General features: G+C 39.9%; 18 protein-coding genes. 9 read left to right on the plus strand and 9 right to left on the minus strand.

Annotation, left to right across the window (positions count from 1 at the left end; genetic code table 11):
• Positions 1–3 precede the first annotated feature (3 nt).
• Genes lptB through lptC form a run of 3 tightly spaced genes read right to left on the minus strand, consistent with a single transcriptional unit; the run spans position 4 to position 1,792 of the window.
• Positions 4–729, minus strand: a complete 726-nt coding sequence (gene lptB / locus QV04_RS02675) for an LPS export ABC transporter ATP-binding protein (RefSeq protein ID WP_065231082.1) — start codon at positions 727–729, stop codon at positions 4–6.
• 9 nt (positions 730–738) lie between these two features.
• A complete protein-coding gene (lptA, locus tag QV04_RS02680; protein WP_013746237.1) occupies positions 739–1,257 on the minus strand; it encodes a lipopolysaccharide transport periplasmic protein LptA in 519 nt (172 codons plus the stop codon).
• Positions 1,238–1,792, minus strand: coding sequence for an LPS export ABC transporter periplasmic protein LptC (lptC, locus tag QV04_RS02685; RefSeq protein ID WP_039135092.1), 555 nt, complete (start codon positions 1,790–1,792; stop codon positions 1,238–1,240). The genes lptA and lptC overlap by 20 nt, the downstream gene beginning before the upstream one ends.
• Before the next feature lie 139 nt (positions 1,793–1,931).
• Between lptC and QV04_RS02690 the strand changes: the two genes are divergently transcribed.
• From QV04_RS02690 to dnaE, 7 genes are all read left to right on the plus strand, one after another.
• Positions 1,932–2,726 (plus strand): ATP-binding cassette domain-containing protein, encoded by a 795-nt coding sequence (locus tag QV04_RS02690; protein ID WP_065233140.1) that lies wholly within the window; start codon positions 1,932–1,934, stop codon positions 2,724–2,726.
• A 20-nt stretch (positions 2,727–2,746) separates the two neighbouring features.
• A complete protein-coding gene (gene mlaE, locus QV04_RS02695; RefSeq protein WP_039172248.1) occupies positions 2,747–3,508 on the plus strand; it encodes a lipid asymmetry maintenance ABC transporter permease subunit MlaE in 762 nt (253 codons plus the stop codon).
• 16 nt (positions 3,509–3,524) lie between these two features.
• Complete coding sequence (mlaD, locus tag QV04_RS02700; protein ID WP_039172185.1) at positions 3,525–4,034, plus strand: outer membrane lipid asymmetry maintenance protein MlaD; 510 nt, start codon at positions 3,525–3,527, stop codon at positions 4,032–4,034.
• 46 nt (positions 4,035–4,080) lie between these two features.
• Positions 4,081–4,704: a phospholipid-binding protein MlaC gene (gene mlaC, locus QV04_RS02705; protein WP_231924164.1), complete on the plus strand. Its 624-nt coding sequence runs from the start codon at positions 4,081–4,083 to the stop codon at positions 4,702–4,704.
• 25 nt (positions 4,705–4,729) lie between these two features.
• Entirely contained in the window at positions 4,730–5,065 is a 336-nt protein-coding gene (locus QV04_RS02710) for an STAS domain-containing protein (RefSeq protein WP_039172187.1), read from the plus strand.
• Between the two features lie 20 nt (positions 5,066–5,085).
• Positions 5,086–5,340: a BolA family protein gene (locus QV04_RS02715; protein ID WP_039135023.1), complete on the plus strand. Its 255-nt coding sequence runs from the start codon at positions 5,086–5,088 to the stop codon at positions 5,338–5,340.
• Positions 5,341–5,415: 75 nt separating this feature from the next.
• Positions 5,416–8,889 carry a DNA polymerase III subunit alpha gene (dnaE, locus tag QV04_RS02720; protein ID WP_039172190.1) on the plus strand — a complete coding sequence of 1,158 codons (3,474 nt, stop codon included), beginning with the start codon at positions 5,416–5,418 and terminating at the stop codon, positions 8,887–8,889.
• 97 nt (positions 8,890–8,986) lie between these two features.
• Here the strand turns inward: dnaE and QV04_RS02725 are convergent, their stop codons facing one another.
• The gene (locus tag QV04_RS02725; RefSeq protein WP_039172194.1) at positions 8,987–10,060 is read right to left on the minus strand and encodes a TrmH family RNA methyltransferase; all 1,074 of its coding nucleotides are present in this window, start codon (positions 10,058–10,060) and stop codon (positions 8,987–8,989) included.
• A gap of 143 nt (positions 10,061–10,203) precedes the next feature.
• Here QV04_RS02725 and pssA point away from each other — a divergent pair, with 143 nt between their 5' ends.
• Together pssA and QV04_RS02735 are read left to right on the plus strand one after the other, a co-directional pair.
• Entirely contained in the window at positions 10,204–11,562 is a 1,359-nt protein-coding gene (gene pssA, locus QV04_RS02730; RefSeq protein WP_065233147.1) for a CDP-diacylglycerol--serine O-phosphatidyltransferase, read from the plus strand.
• 23 nt (positions 11,563–11,585) lie between these two features.
• Positions 11,586–12,446: a YicC/YloC family endoribonuclease gene (locus tag QV04_RS02735; RefSeq protein WP_065233141.1), complete on the plus strand. Its 861-nt coding sequence runs from the start codon at positions 11,586–11,588 to the stop codon at positions 12,444–12,446.
• Positions 12,447–12,480: 34 nt separating this feature from the next.
• On the opposite strand, the gene QV04_RS02740 is transcribed toward QV04_RS02735, so the two are convergent.
• The 5 genes from QV04_RS02740 to rdgC form a co-directional block, all read right to left on the minus strand.
• On the minus strand, positions 12,481–13,371 hold the full coding sequence (locus tag QV04_RS02740; RefSeq protein WP_065233142.1) for a YgfZ/GcvT domain-containing protein: 891 nt from the start codon (positions 13,369–13,371) through the stop codon (positions 12,481–12,483).
• Positions 13,372–13,422: 51 nt separating this feature from the next.
• On the minus strand, positions 13,423–15,210 hold the full coding sequence (locus QV04_RS02745; protein WP_039083671.1) for a DEAD/DEAH box helicase: 1,788 nt from the start codon (positions 15,208–15,210) through the stop codon (positions 13,423–13,425).
• 36 nt (positions 15,211–15,246) lie between these two features.
• Positions 15,247–16,167, minus strand: coding sequence for a lipoprotein NlpI (nlpI, locus tag QV04_RS02750; RefSeq protein ID WP_065231080.1), 921 nt, complete (start codon positions 16,165–16,167; stop codon positions 15,247–15,249).
• Between the two features lie 86 nt (positions 16,168–16,253).
• Positions 16,254–18,410, minus strand: a complete 2,157-nt coding sequence (gene pnp, locus QV04_RS02755) for a polyribonucleotide nucleotidyltransferase (RefSeq protein ID WP_039172207.1) — start codon at positions 18,408–18,410, stop codon at positions 16,254–16,256.
• Between the two features lie 207 nt (positions 18,411–18,617).
• A complete protein-coding gene (gene rdgC / locus QV04_RS02760; RefSeq protein ID WP_039172210.1) occupies positions 18,618–19,526 on the minus strand; it encodes a recombination-associated protein RdgC in 909 nt (302 codons plus the stop codon).
• Between the last annotated feature and the right edge of the window lie 12 nt (positions 19,527–19,538).

Consider the following 19,538-nt stretch of genomic DNA (forward strand, 5'->3'; position numbering starts at 1 on the left):
TTGTTACAGTTTAAAATGTTCACCGAGATAAACATGTTTCACGTGCTCATCCGCCAACACTTGTTGCGGAGTACCATCCGCTATCATTGTTCCTGCACTCACAATATAAGCACGCTCACAAACATCCAATGTTTCACGCACATTATGATCAGTAATCAACACACCCAAACCACGATCACGCAACCCTTTGATAATATTTTTAATATCCAATACAGAAATAGGGTCAACACCAGCAAAAGGTTCATCCAACAAAATAAATTTTGGATTTGCCGCTAATGCACGTGCAATCTCAACTCGACGACGTTCACCACCGGATAACGATTGCCCAATACTGTCTTTAATATGGGTAATATGAAACTCTTCCAACAAACGTTCCAATTCCTCGACTCGCTGTTCTTTACTTAAATCCTTACGAATTTCCAGCACTGCCATCAAATTATCATACACGGATAAACGACGAAAAATCGAAGCTTCTTGTGGCAAATACCCGATCCCTTGTTTGGCACGCTGATGCATCGGCAGGCGACTAATATCCTGATTATCAATAGTGATCTTACCTTGATCGTGACTAATCAACCCCACCACCATATAAAAAGTTGTTGTTTTACCGGCACCGTTCGGCCCAAGCAATCCAACAATTTCACCGGAATTAATCGTTAAACTGACACCATTAACCACCGGACGACCTTTATAACTTTTACTTAACTGTTCAGCAGATAAAACTGACATAAATATGCTCTAATTTGATTTTAATTGGTTTGGAATCAAAATGGTTTTCACACGAGAATTACCGTTACCATTCGCTTTCAACTGTTGTTTTTTCACATCATAAGTGATGATATCGCCATTAATACGGCTGTCTTCCTGCTTCAACTGCGCATTATCGATAAGCGTTAAAAACTCTTTGCCTAAATCATAATGGACTTTGTCTGCATTGCCGTAAACCATTTTGCCGTTATCCAATTTCTGTTGGAATTTCACCGGTTTACCGTAAGCATCCACCGTCTCTTTTTTATTATCGGCTTTCTCTTTCTCGTTCGGGCGTGTAATCACCACTTTATCGGCATTAATTTTGACACTGCCTTGCGTAATCACCACATTGGTATTGAAAGTCACAACATTATTGGTTAAATCTAACGATTGATTATCCGACTCGATGTTAATCGGCTGTTCGGAATCACCGGTCAACGCATTTGCCGAATAGCTGACAAATAAAGCGAGTAACGCAAAAGCAAAATTAATTTTTTTGGATTTCATAATATGTTTTAACCTGTTCTTTTAATGTTGCGGATTCTTTTCTCAAATTGCCATCCAATGCTTTTCCTTGACTGGTAAAATTCAGCCCGGTCAAGGTCACCATTGTATCAGATGTTATATCCTGTGTCGTTAAATTGACAAACGCCCGCTCTGCATCAATCGTCTGCAACTTTGAAGTTTCAACTAAACTTTGCAATTTCACATTGCCCCGCAAAGTCAATTTATCCTTATCCGTCAATGTGGCGGTATCCGCCTGTAAACGCCAAGTTTTTATCTGATTTTCATCATAAACATACAGAATCGGCTGACTGAATACGGTCTTATCATTATTAAAATAATCGACATTACTTGATTGTGCCTGATATTGGATTGATCCTGTCGGACCGAATACTGTTGTTGTCATCTGTTTGGCGATATATTCTGGTGCGGAATCATCTTTCACTAGGGTTGGCACATTATTATGCTGTAGCGAATAAAGCCACGCCAATAAAGCAAATACGATCACCGCAAGTAAAATATTCCAACGAATGGACATAAACAAAATACCTTTTTCAGTAAAATTTTTAGCCGCAAAATAATAGCATAAAATCGTTATTAATGAGTTATTTTTCAACAAAACACTTTCTTCTGTTAAAATAGCAACTTTACGATCAAGAACATAAGGCACAAAATAAATGCAAGATATTCTTATCGAAGTGAAAGATCTCATTTTCAAACGCGGTGAAAGAACGATTTATAACGGTCTAAACCTAAAAATCGAGCAGGGCAAAATCACCGCTATTATGGGGCCTTCCGGAATTGGTAAAACGACTTTATTGAAACTCATCGGCGGTCAATTAATTCCGGAGCAAGGTCAAATTCTGTTCGACGGACAAGATATTTGTAATTTATCCGACAAAGCACTTTATAAAGTTCGGGAACGGATGGGAATGTTATTCCAATCAAGTGCATTATTTACTGATATGACCACCTTTGAAAATGTAGCTTTTCCTATTCGTGAACATACCAAACTGCCGGAAAGCATTATTCGCAAAATGGTGTTAATGAAATTAGAAACTGTCGGTTTGCGCGGCGCAGCAAATTTGATGCCGAATGAGTTATCGGGCGGAATGGCTCGTCGTGCCGCACTAGCTCGTGCAATTGCGTTAGATCCAGATTTAATTATGTATGATGAACCTTTCACCGGGCAGGATCCAATCAGTATGGGGGTGATTGTTGATTTAATCAAAAAATTAAATCAAACCTTGAATCTAACTTCTATTGTTATTTCGCACGATGTCACAGAAGTTTTAAGTATCGCCGATTATGCTTATATCGTGGCGGAACAAAAAATTATTGCGGAAGGTATGCCTCAACAACTACGGCAGAGCCAAGATCCACGTGTGGTTCAATTTTTATCTGGACAAGCAGATGGTCCAGTGAAATTCCACTATCCGGCACAAAACTATGAAGAGGAATTATTTCAGTGAAAATCACAATTATTGAGTGGATGGGAAAACGTGGCGTTCATTGGTTGCGCACGTTGGGGAAATCTGCCTTAATGCTTTATGGTGCATTAATCGGTGTCCCTCAGTTTAGAAAAAATTTTCCTTTAGTTGTCAAACAGTTATATGTGTTAGGCGTACAATCCTTGCTGATTATTGTGCTTTCCGGCCTTTTTATCGGGATGGTACTTGGTTTACAGGGTTATGTTATTTTGGTCGATTTTTCTGCTGAAACCAGCTTAGGGCAACTCGTTGCCTTATCACTGTTACGTGAACTTGGGCCAGTGGTAACAGCATTGCTTTTCGCTGGTCGAGCCGGCTCTGCATTGACGGCGGAAATCGGTTTAATGAAAGCAACAGAACAACTTTCCGGACTAGAAATGATGGCAGTCAATCCTTTAAGGCGTGTTATTGCTCCTCGTTTTTGGGCGGGAATGATTGCAATGCCATTACTTGCCTTAATCTTTACTGCTGTGGGCATATGGGGTGGCTCTTTAGTCGGCGTTGACTGGAAAGGTGTTGACAGCGGTAGTTTCTGGTCGGTAATGCAAAGCGCTGTTGTTTGGGGCAAAGACATCGGTAATGGCATCATTAAAAGTTTATGTTTTGCACTCAGCGTAGTTTGGATCGCATTATTTAACGGCTACAATGCTTTACCAACTTCAGAAGGTATCAGCCAAGCTACGACCAAAACTGTAGTACAGTCTTCATTAGTGGTATTGGCATTAGATTTTATTTTAACTGCATTAATGTTCGGCGGAAGTTAATCAAAAAGGACAATTTATGAAAAACACAATGAAATATGAATTTTGGGTTGGGCTTTTTTTATTATTAGGCATTGCCGCCTTAGTTTTCCTAGGTTTGAAAGTGGCCAATATTCAAAATTTTAGTGAATCACAAACATACCGTGTAGAGGCAACTTTTGATAATATAGGCGGTCTGAAAGTAAGAGCGCCGGTGAAAATTGGTGGTGTAGTTGTCGGTCGCGTCAATAAAATTGAATTGGATCCAACCACCTATTTACCAAAAGTAACGCTAGTGATTGAGCGACAATATAATCAAATTCCGGATAACAGTTCATTATCGATCAAAACCGCCGGTTTATTGGGTGAACAATATATTGCTTTAAATATCGGTTTTGATGATGGAGAAACCCCGATGTTGAAAGACGGTAGCAAAATTGTTGATACCAAATCAGCAATGGTGCTGGAAGATTTAATCGGGCAATTTATCTATGGTGATAAAAAATCCAATGATTCCGCCACAGAATCAAGCGAAACAAATAAAGAATAAATTATCTTAAAGGAGAACAAATATGTTACAACGCTATCTCAAAAAAATGGCTTGGTCATTAATCACCACCACTTTAATGTTGGTCAGTTGTCTTGCCAATGCCGAACAAAATCCTTATCAACTAATGCATCAAGCATCTGATAAACTCTTTGCTGATATTACACAAAATCAGAACAAAATTAAGCAAAATCCAAACTATTTACGTACTATTGTCAAACAAGATTTAATGCCTTATATTCACGTTAAATATGCCGGTTCATTAGTTTTAGGCAATTCAAGCTTTAAAACTACAACATCGGAACAACGTGAGCAATTTTTCACGACTTTTGGCAACTACATAGAACAAGCTTATGCTCAAGTTTTAACTTTTTATAATGGACAAAAAGTTACCATAGAACCTGAAAAACCTGTTGACGGTAAAAATATTGTCAATATTCGTGTTACCGTTGAACAAAATAACGGTGCTGCTCCAATTAAATTGGATTTCAAATGGCGTAAAAACAGTAAAATTAATCAATGGCAAGCTTACGATATGGCGGTTGAAGGCGTGAGTATGGTTGAAACTAAGAAAAATGAGTGGAGTAGTGTACTACGCAAACAGGGTATTGAAGCACTCACTGCTCAGATCGCAAAATCAGCAAGTATGCCGATAACTTTAGATAAAAAATAAAATTTCAGCCATTAAGGGATTTTGGATGAGCGATGATAATTTAATCTGGCAACTGGAGCAGGTTGAACAACAGGCTATTGTTACCTTAAACGGCATATTAAATCGTGAAACTGTGCCACAACTATGGCGACAACGTCAGCAGTTCAGCTTGAAAGAGAATGCTAATTTGCAAAGCTGTCAACAGATAACCTGGGATTTACAACAAATCATCCATATTGATTCCGCCGGTTTTGCTTTACTGACTGAATTATTGCTATTGAATCCGGCTGAAAAAGTGCGATTAATTAATCTACCGGAACAATGCAAAAATCTGGCAGCGTTATTTTCATTAGATCAATGGTTACACCAATATTTAATTTAATCAATAATTAGAGAACATTTATGGATCCAAAAGAAATTGAACAATTATTAAAACAAACACTTAATTTAGATGAAGTTTATGTGCGTGGTGAAAATGCCCATTATGATGTGATTGCAGTTAGCGATAAGTTTGCTGATTTATCACGTGTTAAACAACAACAAATGATTTACGCACCATTAATGGAGCATCTTGCCAGCAATGCTATTCACGCATTAACCATCAAAACCTTTACCGTTGATAAATGGAAACGTGAAAAGCTCTTTTTTAATCTATAATATTTCTCATTAATTTATGCAGAAAGGTGCGTGAATTCGCACCTTTCTAATGTAGAATCATCTTTAGGAAAAATTATGTCATCACCGAAATTTGTTCATTTGCGCATTCATAGCGATTTCTCAATGATTGATGGGCTAACCAAAATAAAAACATTGGTTGATGAATGTGCAAAGCAACAAATGGTGGCAATGGCATTAACCGATTTTACTAACTTCTGTGGTTTAGTGAAATTTTATGGTGCAACCTTAGGTAAAGGCATTAAACCAATTGTTGGTGCGGATGTTTTAGTCAATAGCGAAGAGCTTCCGGATGAACCGTTCTCTCTAACACTGCTCGCCAAAAACAATGTCGGCTATCAAAATATCACTTTATTGCTTTCCCGTGCTTATCAGCGCGGTTATCGTGAGTATCCAATGATAGACAAAGAATGGCTGATTGAACACGCTGAAGGTGTTATTATCCTTTCCGGTGGCAAAGACGGTGATGTTGGTAAGTTTCTCGTGAGAGGAAATCAAAATTCTGCGGAGAACTGCCTAGCTTTTTATCAACGTCATTTTTCAGATCATTTTTATCTTTCTATCAGCCGCACTGGTCGTAATGATGAAGAACATTATCTGCAACAGGCGGTCGACTTAGCGGAGCAACACCAAATTCCACTAGTTGCGACTAATGATGTAATGTTTCTTACGGAGGATGATTTTGAAGCTCACGAAATCCGTGTCGCTATTCACGATGGCTATACGCTAGATGATCCTAACCGCCCGAAAAAATATAGTCCACAACAATATTTCCGTAGTGAACAGGAGATGTGCGAATTATTTGCCGATCTCCCACAGGCGCTCGAAAACAGTGTTTACATTGCACAACGTTGCAATGTTACCATTCGCTTAGGTCAATATTTTCTACCTCAATTCCCGACCGGAAAATTAAGCACTGAGGAATACCTAATTCAACAGGCAAAAACCGGTTTAGAGCAACGTTTAGCTGTTCTTTTCCCTGATGAACAGGAACGACAACAAAAACGTGCAAAATATGATGAACGCTTGGAAACGGAACTAAAAGTAATCAACCAAATGGGATTCCCCGGTTACTTCCTAATCGTGATGGAATTTATCCAGTGGTCAAAAGATAACAATATTCCGGTTGGACCGGGACGAGGTTCCGGTGCCGGTTCTTTAGTGGCTTATTCCCTTAGAATTACCGATCTTGATCCGCTGCAATTTGATCTGCTTTTTGAACGTTTCTTAAATCCAGAACGTGTTTCAATGCCGGATTTTGATGTCGATTTCTGTATGGATGGTCGCGACCGCGTAATTGAACACGTGGCACAAATGTATGGACGGGATGCTGTATCGCAAATTATCACTTTCGGTACTATGGCAGCAAAAGCAGTAATTCGAGATGTTGGACGAGTGCTTGGTCATCCATATGGTTTTGTTGATCGCATTGCAAAACTGATTCCCCCTGATCCCGGTATGACTTTACAAAAAGCATTTGATGCCGAACCTAAATTAGTCGAGGTTTACAACAGCGATGAAGAGGTTAAAGCACTGATCGATATGGGGCGTAAATTAGAGGGAGTTACCCGAAATGCAGGGAAACACGCCGGTGGTGTGGTTATATCACCAAGCAAAATTACCGACTTTTCGCCAATTTACTGTGATTCCGAAGGTAAACATCCTGTTACTCATTTTGATAAAAGTGATGTTGAATATGCCGGCTTGGTCAAATTCGACTTTTTAGGCTTACGCACGCTCACTATTATCCAATGGGCGGTTGATATGATTAATGAACGTATGCGCCGTGAGGGTAAACCGGAAATCAATATTCACCATATTCCATTGGATGATGAAAAATCCTTTAAATTGCTACTAGATGCGCAAACAACTGCGGTATTCCAACTGGAATCGCGCGGAATGAAAGATTTAATCCGTCGTTTAAAACCTGACTGTTTTGAAGATATTATCGCATTAGTGGCACTATTTCGTCCGGGACCATTACAATCCGGAATGGTGGATAACTTTATTCGCCGTAAACACGGGGAAGAAGAAATCTCCTATCCAGATGCTGAATATCAGCACGAATCCCTTAAACCAATTTTAGAACCAACTTACGGCATTATTTTATACCAAGAACAGGTAATGCAAATTGCACAGGTGCTTGCTGGTTATACCTTAGGTGGTGCGGATTTATTACGCCGAGCAATGGGAAAAAAGAAACCGGAAGAGATGGCAAAACAACGTTCTGTTTTCAAAGAGGGAGCAATTAAAAACGGTGTTGACGGTGAATTAGCAATGAAAATTTTCGATTTGGTGGAAAAATTCGCCGGTTACGGTTTCAACAAATCACATTCTGCCGCATATGCACTGGTTTCCTACCAGACACTTTGGCTAAAAGCTCACTTTCCTGCTGAATTTATGGCGGCAGTAATGACATCAGAAATGTATAAAGTGGAAAAGATCGTCAATTTCTACGATGAAAGTTTGCGAATGGGTTTAAAAGTTGTTCCCCCCGATATTAATACCGGAAAATACGGTTTCAGTGTGAATGAAAAGGGAGAAATCGTTTATGGCTTAGGCGCAATTAAAGGTGTGGGAGAAGCTCCCGTTGAAAATATTATTGAAGCTAGAACATCGGGTGGACTATTTCGTGATCTGTTTGATCTATGTGCTAGAGTGGACTTACGCAAAATTAATCGGCGCACCTTTGATAATCTGATTAAAGCTGGCGCATTAGATAAACTTGGGCCACACCGTGCTGCAATTGCACTAAATTTAGAAGATGCCCTCAAAGCCTCCGATCAGCACGCCAAAGATGAAGCATTAGGACAAACAGATATGTTCGGTGTATTGGCAAGTTCACCGAACCAAGTAGAACAAGCTTACGCCAATGCCCCTAAATGGACAGAAAAAATGGTGTTAGATGGTGAACAAGAAACATTGGGATTATATTTAAGTAGCCATCCAATCAGCCGTTATGTGAAAGAGTTATCACACTATGGCAATCGTTTATCAGAAGTGAGTGTCACTCGTCGTGGCGAAAGCTGCACCGTATCAGGGTTAGTAGTTAATTTCCGATCACTGGTTACTAAACGAGGTAATCGTTTAGGAATTCTAACTCTAGATGATCGCTCGGCAAGAATGGATATTACTCTATTCTCTGATGCTTTAGAGCAATTTGAAGAAAAAATCCAAAAAGATCATATTGTTATCGTTAGCGGATCAGTTATTCCTGACGATTTCACCGGCGGTATCCGAATGATAGCCAGAGAACTCAATACACTAGAAGAGATTCGTCAACGTGTAGTAAAAAGTTTAGCGATTGCGATTAAACAAAAGCAGTTAAATAACGACTTTATCGAACGCTTTAAACAGATCCTAACCCCTTATGCACAAGGCACAATCCCGGTTCATATCTATTATGACAGTCCGAAAGGTCGTGCAATGCTCACTTTAGGTATCGAATGGCGTATTACACCACACGATGATCTCATTTCCGATTTAACCGCTTTTATCGGCGAAGAGCAAGTTGAGTTGGAGTTTGACTAAAAAGAAAAACGAATCCGCACCTTAAAAATTATTCTTGATATTAACTATGTAGGTGCGGATTTTATAACAAAAACTCACTTGGTATTTTATCAATAATCTAGAAATACCATTTAGACAACAAAACACCTGCAGTAACTGCCACATTTAGCCCAGTTGAAAGTGGATTAGTTATCGATAACGCCACATTAGTCACATCAGGATCGAGATCTTTAATCGTATTTTCCGACAACACAATTGCCACTTTGTCCTGTAACTCCAATTTGTTTAGTGCTATTGCCTGTTTGGATAAACTGGCACGTATCAGTTGATAACCTTCCTGCTTTAACAGATCTAACGCTAATGCCGAATGGGCAACTTCAAATAAACGCAAATATTCAATACCACCTTCAGCAACACGCATCGCTGCCGAGCTTTGTACTGCATCAATCTTATCCGTTACTACATTTTTCACACCATAAAATGCGAGTGTTTTCAATACTCCACCAATATTCGCTGCATTGCCGATGCCATCCAACACGACAAGACAATCTCGTTTTCTAGGCGTTTCTAAATAACTTTTTAGCATTAATGGTGGACGTTTTTTCACTAATAAACAGATGCCACCATGATGTTCTGTACCACTGACAAGCTGTAATTCGTCCCCTTTCACCACGTGATAAGCCTTTTTATTTTCTGCTAAATAGCTCATCATTTCACCGGCTTTTTTCGTTAATTCCTGCGTGACCCATAAACGCACAATATCTTGCGGACGATGTTCAAATAAAGCAAAACACGCCGCTTCGCCATAAACTTTCACCTCTTCGGCACGATTTTGGCGGATATTTTCTGGGGCTCGCGGTGATAATGCCCCTTTCTTTTTCATTTTTTGTTGTGGTGCATTGGATTTAATGGTTACCGTTACACTCCCCTCGCCAAGCGTACCTGCTTTATGTGCGGTAATCTGCTGTTTATCTCCCCAAATAGAACGTGGTTCGCGTGGTTGACGGAATTTATTTTGATTCAAAAAACCTGATCGTTTGTCATCATTGAAACGATCCTGTTTTTTATCGCCGAAACGTGGTTTATCTGAAAAACGTGATTTGCCTTTCTGATCACGTTCGGTGCGATCCTGACGGCGATTGTTTTCAGAAAAACGGAATTTATTTTCTTGAAAAACTGGTTTTTTATTCATTGGATTATTTTCAGGTTGGATAATAGGAAAATTTCGCCCATTATAACTGAAACAGTTGAGAAGTCTTAACAAATAATTGTAAACTTAGGCATTTTATAGAAAAGCGCAACGCCATAATGGTAGCGCATAACCATAATTATATTATGTTACTATCAAGATTAGATCGTGCGAAAAGAAGATTAGCTCGTTTGCCTGCGTATACACTGGAAGCGCAACAGGTTGAAATTATCCTATCTTCCAAAGCATTTAAACAGCAAATACTGGAACTTATCAGCCAGGCTAAAAAACGCATTTACATTACCGCACTTTATTGGGAAAAAGATGAGGCGGGGCAAGAGATTCTTGATGCCGTTTATCAAGCAAAACAGAACCACCCGCAGTTAGATATTAAAATTTTTGTCGATTGGCATCGTGCGCAACGTGGACGCATCGGTGAAGATCAACAAAGCAGCAATGCCGATTGGTATGCGGCAATGCGTCAGAAATACGGTTTTGATGATGTCATTGTTTATGGTGTGCCGATCAACACTCGCGAGATTTTCGGCGTGTTGCACATTAAAGGTTTTATCTTTGACGATACCGTGCTTTATAGCGGTGCAAGCATTAACAATGTCTACTTGCATCAACTGGATCGTTATCGCTACGACCGTTATCAAAAAATTACCAATCCACAATTAGCCGACTGTCTGGTTGAATTTATCCAACAAAATTTAAATGATATTTGTGCGGTAAATCGCCTTGATCAAGCGCGAAAACCAACCAAAGAGTTACGCCCTGCGATTCGTTCTTTCCGTAGAAATTTGATTTTAACCGGTAAATATCATTGTCGTACCAAACAACATCTTGAAGACGGCAGATTAACCGTTACACCACTGTTCGGACTGGGTAAAAACAATCTGTTGAATAAAGTGATTGAAGCTTTATTTGTAGTAACTCAGCAAAAATTAACGATTTGCACACCTTATTTCAACTTTCCGCGTTCATTACAACAACGCATCCACACTTTGCTGCACGAAGGCAAAAAAATTGAAATCATCGTGGGTGACAAAACTGCGAATGATTTCTACATTCCGCCATCTGAACCGTTCAAAATGGCAGGGGCATTGCCTTATCTTTATGAGAAAAACTTACGCCAATTTGCACGGAAGTTTGCCGAATTTATTGATAATAAGCAGCTGACTATCCGCCTATGGAAAGACGGTAAAAACAGTTATCACCTTAAAGGCGTTTGGGTTGATGACAATTACATTTTGCTTACCGGTAATAATTTAAATCCGCGTGCTTGGCGTTTGGATGCGGAAAACGGTTTACTGATTCAAGATTTGGATCACAAACTGACCGCTCAAACCTGCACCGAATTGGCGGAAATACGCACTTACACCACCATTCTTAATAGCTATCAACAATTGGATAAACCAAGCGATTATCCGGCACCGGTACAAAAAATCTTGCGCCGTTTTGAGCGGATTAAAGCAGATCATTTGGTTAAGATGATTTTATAGTTTCACCATAAGAGAAGTAATGAATGATTTATAGTATGACAGCATTTGCACGCCACGAAATCCAAGCAGAATGGGGCTGTGCAGTTTGGGAAATTCGTTCTGTTAATCAACGTTATCTGGAAACTTTTTTTCGTTTACCCGAGCAGTTCAGAGCGTTAGAAAATACACTGCGAGAAACATTAAGACAACGCTTATCACGCGGTAAAATCGAATGCAGTTTGCGCATTGAATTAAATCAGGCAAAATCCGGATTAAACCTTAATCAAACGTTCGCTCGCCAAGTAATGGAAGCTTTGTATTGGATTAAAACTGAATTAAATGATGGTCAAATTAATCCGATTGATATTCTGCGTTATCCGGGGGTAGTGGAAGATGCCGGCGTTGATGTCGATGAACTTAGTCAGGAGCTGCTTGCTAGTTTCAATGCATTATTGGATGATTTTATTGCAATGCGTGCACGAGAAGGGGAAAAGTTGGCGCAAGCGATTAGCACTCGTTTACAAGCAATTGCCACTGAAGTGACATTCGTTCGTAATAAAATGCCGGAAGTGCTGCAATGGCAGCGTGAACGCTTATTACAACGTTTTGAAGAGGTGCAATTACAGCTTGAACCGAGCCGCTTGGAACAGGAGATGATTTTGCTGGCACAACGTATTGACGTTGCTGAAGAGTTGGATCGTTTGGAAATGCACATCAAAGAAACCAACAACATTATCAACAAAGGTGGTGTTGTCGGTCGCCGTTTAGATTTTATGATGCAGGAGCTGAATCGAGAATCCAACACGTTGGCATCCAAGTCAATTAATACCGAAATCACCAACGCTGCGGTCACGTTGAAAGTGTTAATTGAACAGATGCGTGAGCAGGTGCAAAATATCGAATAAGCAAAAGGCAGCTCATTTGAGCTGCCTTTAATTTTTACTGTTCTTCAAATCTATTTTCCAGTAGCTGGTAAACCGCGCCATCTTCTTTTAAACGGAACGGCGTTTCCAGTGGCAAATCTTTATTCAACACCACTTGTAGCCACGTTTGCTGTTGATAATGGGCGAAATTAATGATTGTACCTGTTTTTCGCCAACCGTTTTCCAACGCCATTTGCACGCTGGAACCGATTTCAACCGCCTCAATCTCATCCGCCACCAAGGTAAACATCGCCAACTTATTTGCACCACGATACTTAGCACGTGCAATGGTTTCTTGACCGATATAACAACCTTTAGTGAACGAAATTGCCTGTTCCAAATGTTGTAAATTTAATGCTTGCGGAATAAATTCCCCTTGTGCCGTAGCGGTAAATAACGGCTCACCATTAACAATATTCAGCCATTTCCACTGTTCTGCCTGTTCCGCCTGTGCCTGCTCGCTCTCACTGAATAACAGGTAAAAATCATTCTCTGCATTAACACGTACTAATGTTTTATCTGCTGTTGTAGTAACTTCTACATCAGTGATTAAATCATTCGGCAGACAATCTTCACTAAAAGCGGCAATGTGCAAATTTTTCTCAACAAAAGTAACTTTAGAAAAAACCGCATATTTTTTTAACTGCTGTAATGCCAGCGGCAACAAACTGTTGTCAAATACAAACCAAAATTGCTCTGCGGAAAATTTTATTAATCGGAATAAAGAGATCACCTTACCTTTCGGATCACAATGCGCCGCTAAGGTCGAGCTGTTTGCGCTCATATTGACGACATCACAAGTTAATTGCCCCTGTAAAAAAGTTTGGCTGTCTACACCATTGATCTCAATGACGCAATAATTATTCAATTTGGCTGCCAACCCGTTGATATTATTTAAACTGGACATTTTTCGCTCCTCAGCCTAAAAATAGGGCTTGCAATACAAGCCCATTCTTCATTAATGACGCGCAAATTTTTTGCGATTTTCTTTAAATTTCCGTTCTTTACCGGAATGCGATCTCTTGGTAAAAGATTCTCCCTCACGCCCTTTTTTACGTGGCGAATGTTTGCCTTCATCGCTATTTTTCGCCATTTCCAATAAAGACATTTTCATTGGTTTGCCAACAACATAAGTACGTTGGAAATGTTGCAACAAAGGTTTCGGCATTTCTACCGGTAACTCCACTGTTGCATAATGATCATACAATTTAATATGACCGATATAACGACTGCTGATATTGCCCTCATTCGCAATCGCACCGACAATATGACCAACTTCTACGCCATCGGCACGACCGACTTCAATACGATAAAGATCCATCGGCAATTCATTTCTTACCCCACGACGCTCTGCCGAACGTGGATTTTCTCTACGCTCCCGATCAGCACGATCTCGTCTGTTCTCACGACGTGCCGGTTTAATTTCCGGATCTGGCGGCAGGATTAATTTCTGTTTACCTTGCAATAACATCATCATTGCCGCGGCAATATCTTCCTGTGATTGATCCGCCGCAAATATATCTTCCAATAGACTGCGATATTGATCGAGATCGTGATGTTCCAACTGTGCTGTAATCCGCTGACGGAATTTATCACGTCTAACTTGTTGTAACTGCTCGTGATTCGGGATCTGCACCTCATCAACCGTTTTCTTCATCAAACGCTCAATGTTGCGTAACAACCGTTTCTCTCTCGCTTCAACGAACAACAGCGCACGTCCGGCACGTCCGGCGCGTCCGGTACGCCCAATACGATGCACATAAGATTCAGGATCAAGCGGAATATCATAATTCACCACTAAACTGATGCGATCAATATCAATACCACGTGCTGCCACATCCGTTGCCACCACAATATCCAAACGACCGTTTCTTAATTTATCCAATGTTTGTTCACGCAGCTGTTGTGTCATATCACCATTTAGTGCCGCACAACGAAAACCGTTACGTTCAAGCAGATCTGTCACTTCGGTGGTGCCGGTTTTAGTGCGAGTAAAAACAATTGCAGCATCAAACTCTTCCACTTCAAGGAAACGCACTAACGCTTCACTTTTTTTGAAACCATTCACAAACCAATAAGATTGTGTGATATCCGGTGCGGTCTGTTGTGTAGATTGAATTTTGATCTCTTGCGGTTCACGCATAAAACGGCGTGTGATCCGGCGAATCGGTTCCGGCATTGTTGCTGAAAATAGGGCTGTCTGGTGCGATTCCGGCAATTCCGCCATCACGGTTTCAACGTCTTCAATAAAGCCCATTCGTAACATTTCATCGGCTTCATCAAGCACAATGGCTTTCAAGGCACTTAAATCCAATGTTTTGCGACGAATATGATCCAAAATTCGTCCCGGTGTGCCGACAACCACTTGCGCACCCTGTTTTAATGCGCGTAATTGAATATCATAACGTTGACCGCCATAAACGGTAACAATATTGATACCTTTTAAATTTTTCGCAAATTGTTCGCACGCATCTGCCACTTGGATAGCCAATTCTCTTGTCGGTGCCATCACTAAAAGTTGCGGATATTTTTTATCAAGATCGATTTTGCTTAATAACGGCAATGCAAACGCGGCTGTTTTCCCACTACCGGTTTGCGCCATGCCCAACACATCTTCACCATTCAATAAATGCGGAATACACGCTTGCTGGATAGGTGAAGGATTAATAAAACCTAGGTCTGAAATTGCAGATAAAAGGTTTTCCGGCAGACCTAAATCTGCAAAAGTCATTATTTGTTCTGTCATGTAAATACCAAAGTATAAATTTTTGTTTTAATAATATTATGGCTTGCTTTGTGCTGGGGCTTTAGTTTCACTTAAACGCAAAAGTTCTAACAATGAAAAACGATATTCTACAAAGCTATAAACTTGATTCACCATTGCTAATTTAAATAGCGTAATCGCATCCTGTTGATGATTTTGCATTAATTGCTGTTTTGCCAAGTAAAAATAGGTTTCCGTTAAAACTTCTGAATATTGTGAGGAAGATTTGCCTGCATACTGCTTCATCCGTTGTTGTAATTCGGATAAAGAAATCTGCGTTAAATAATACTGTACAATATTCGTTCCCCAATATTGATTGGAAAGTTTATTTGCACGCTGTTTCAAACGAGAAAACGCCAAATCAGGGTTCTGTTTCAATTCATTGAAATATAACCAAAGTACGCGATAAGGGTTTGTCGTATCTTCTTGATAAAATTTAATTAAATCATCTTCCGCTCGTGCAAAACGGTTAGAGTAATAGTAACTTAACCCACGATTAAAGAAAGCATAACTGTAATGAGGATCAAATGTCAGCACGGCATTGAAATAATCAATCGCAGCATCGTAATCCCCCTCAACTAGGGCATAAATCCCTAAATAATTATAAGCATCCACTATTGTTGGTTTGAGCTGAATCGCTTGAGAAAAATCAAATCTAGCCAATGTCCAAAGACCAAGACTATCGTATAAAACACCGCGTTCAAAATAAAATGCAGCACGATCTTCTCGATTCATTTTTTCTAATTGCAGCACTTGACTGAGTTTAGCAATAACTACTTCCTGATCAATATGTTCCTGCGGTTTGGTATCGGAAAATATTAATTGAGAATCCGTTCCTAAAACACGTAATGGTGAAGTAGAACACCCCATCAACAAAAAGCATAATGAAAAAAACGGAAAATAGAAAAATGAACAAACTCTTCTCTGCAATCGACACATAATACTGCCTTAACTAGCACTAAGCCCAACACTTGCGGCAAAAACACCGTGGCAAAACCACGGTGTTATTCGTCATTGCTTATATCTTACGCGTCTATTGAATGATCTTCAATTGCGCTGTTTTCATTTGTCGTTTCAGGCTCATTAACTGTTTTAGGTTGAAGGTCTTTCATTGTCAAACGAATACGCCCTTGACGATCAATTTCAACCACTTTAACTACCACTTCCTGACCAACTTGTAGATAATCACTGACTTTCTCTACACGCTCATCAGAAATTTGTGAGATATGAACCAACCCTTCTTTGTTGCCCAACACCGCAACAAATGCACCAAAATCAACGATACGAGTCACTTTGCCTTGGTAGATTTTATTCACTTCCACTTCAGCGACAATCTCTTCGATTCTAGACATTACCTCTTTCGCCGCATTGTTATCGGTTGCGGCAATTTTCACGGTACCATCATCATCAATATCAATAGAAGTGCCTGTTTCTTCAGTCAAACTACGGATCACCGCGCCACCTTTTCCGATAACATCTTTAATTTTCTTCGGATCAATCTTCATTGTATGAATACGAGGTGCGAAATCAGAAATATCAGCACGCGGTGTTTGAATCGCTTGTTCCATTACATTAAGAATGTGCATTCTTGCACTTTTTGCTTGGTTAAGCGCAATCTGCATAATTTCAGGCGTGATCCCTTCAATTTTAATATCCATTTGCAATGCGGTTACCCCTGCACGAGTACCTGCAACTTTGAAGTCCATATCACCAAGGTGATCTTCATCGCCAAGAATATCGGATAACACGACAAATTTATCATCTTCTTTCACTAAGCCCATTGCAATACCGGCAACCGCTGCTTTAATCGGCACACCGGCATCCATTAATGACAAAGATGCACCACAAACAGATGCCATTGAAGAAGAACCGTTTGATTCTGTGATTTCAGACACCACACGCACCACATAAGGGAACTCTTCTAAAGTCGGCATTACTGCAGCAACGCCACGTTTGGCTAAGCGTCCGTGACCTATTTCACGGCGTTTTGGTGAGCCAATCAAACCTGTTTCACCAACAGAGTATGGCGGGAAATTATAGTGGAACAAGAAATGATCGGTTCTTTCACCAGTCAATTCATCAATAATTTGAGCATCACGTTCCGTACCTAATGTAGTCACCGCTAAAGATTGCGTTTCACCACGAGTGAAAATAGCGGAGCCGTGGGTACGAGGCAGAACGCCAGTACAAATATCCAATGCGCGAACAGTATCAACGGTACGTCCATCAATACGCGGCTCACCTGCTAAAATACGGCTGCGAACAACACCACTTTCTAATTCGTGAATAATATCAATGATTTTACCTTCGGTAATGCTATCATCTTCGCTATTTTCAGCTAACACAGTAGCACACACATCGGCTTTGATCGCATCAATCTGTTCATAACGTGCCTGTTTTTCAGTAATACGATAAGCCTCACCTAAACGAGCTTCAGAGAGTTCTTTAATACGATTGATTAAAGCTTCATTTTTAGCTGGAGCCTGCCAATCCCAACGAGGTTTACCAGCTTCTGCCGTAAACTCTTTGATCGCTTCAATCACAACCTGTTGTTGTTGATGACCGAAAACCACCGCTGCCAACATCTGTTCTTCGGTAAGAATATCCGCTTCAGATTCAACCATTAATACTGCTTTATCCGTACCGGCAACCACTAAATCCAAACGACTCTGTTTTTGTTCTGATATTGTTGGGTTAAGTACGAACTGATCATTAATAAAACCGACTCGTGCCGCACCAATTGGACCATTAAACGGCACACCAGATAAAGAAAGTGCCGCAGATGCACCAATCATTGCGACTAAATCCGGACTAATTTGAGGATTAACAGACATAACAGTCGCAATAATCTGAATTTCATTTAAAAAACCTTCCGGAAATAATGGACGAATCGGACGATCAATTAAGCGTGCAATTAAGGTTTCACCTTCTGAAGGACGCCCTTCACGTTTAAAAAAACCACCCGGAATACGACCAGCAGCATAACTACGTTCTTGATAATTAACAGTTAATGGAAAGAAATCTTGTCCCTCTTTCACATCTTTTTTTGCTACAACGGTGACAAATACACAAGTATCATCCATACTTGCCATTACCGCTGCGGTCGCTTGGCGTGCCATCGCTCCCGTTTCTAATGTTACGGTATGTTGCCCGTATTTAAATTGTTTCACAAATGGAGTCACAATTTTATCCTCTTATAAATAATGTTAAGTTAATGACATTTGTAATGACCCGTTTGCGACTAGCAAAAATATTTTCCTAAAAATTAAGAAATGAAAACACCACTAAACAAAAATATTTTTGTTAGCCGCACACAAAACGAGGTATTACAAAGTGTGCTATTATAGCGTGATTTTAAAACAGACGCATTGTTATTTTCTCAGGAAATCTTATTCTCCCAATTTTTTCTCACCTAATAATTCCAGCATTTTTTGCATAAACAGTGATAACTCACCCGTCATTAAGACAAAATCAGCATCAAATCGTTGGGCAACATCCTCTTTTAAAATGTCATCATTCTTCTCTTTAACCACATCAGCAAATTTTATTCGTTTTAAGGAAGTATCCTCATTAAAAATAAAACTAAAATGATCTTCCCATTCCAATGCCAATTTAGTTACAACCTTACCGGCAGAAAGGTGTCCCTGAATATCTTGTTCATAGAGGTCTTGATTTTTACAACGTAGCGTTGAACCTGTATCCAAATCTTTAAATTCCGCCTCTTCCAAGCAAGAAAGCCATTCAGGCAGGCTATCGGTCAATAACCAGTTCGTCATTGTCATAAATAACGGTTCAGCAAACGATAATGGTACTACAGGTAACGAGCCAAGCGACTTACGCAATAATGCCAACACATCTTCAGCTCTCTTGCTTGAGGCTGCATCAACATAAATTAAATCGTTTTGTGTATCAACCCACAAGGCGGTACGCTGATGACGGCTAAATGCTCGCGGTAATAACGTGGCAATCACATCATCTTTTAAGGATTGTTTCTCTGTCTTTTTTAATTTACGTTGCTGTGCCGCTTCAATCTCTTTAATTCGGTTTTCCAGTGTTTCTTTAACCACATTACTCGGCAACATTTTCTCTTCTTTGTGTGCTACCAATAGAATTTGTCCACTTACTTCAAAATAGAACATTTCACTATCCATCAAAGGTGCTTGCCAACCTAATTTTGTTCTATCACCTGCGCCGCAAGGGAAAAATTGCTGTAATGCTAAACTCTGCTGTAAGTTTTCTGTAGACCAGTCTAATTTTTTTGTTAAACGGTAAACTAAAATATTCTTAAACCAAAACATCGCTGTTTCCTT

It is taken from the genome of Gallibacterium genomosp. 1 (genome assembly GCF_001678575.1).
Lineage (GTDB): Bacteria > Pseudomonadota > Gammaproteobacteria > Enterobacterales > Pasteurellaceae > Gallibacterium.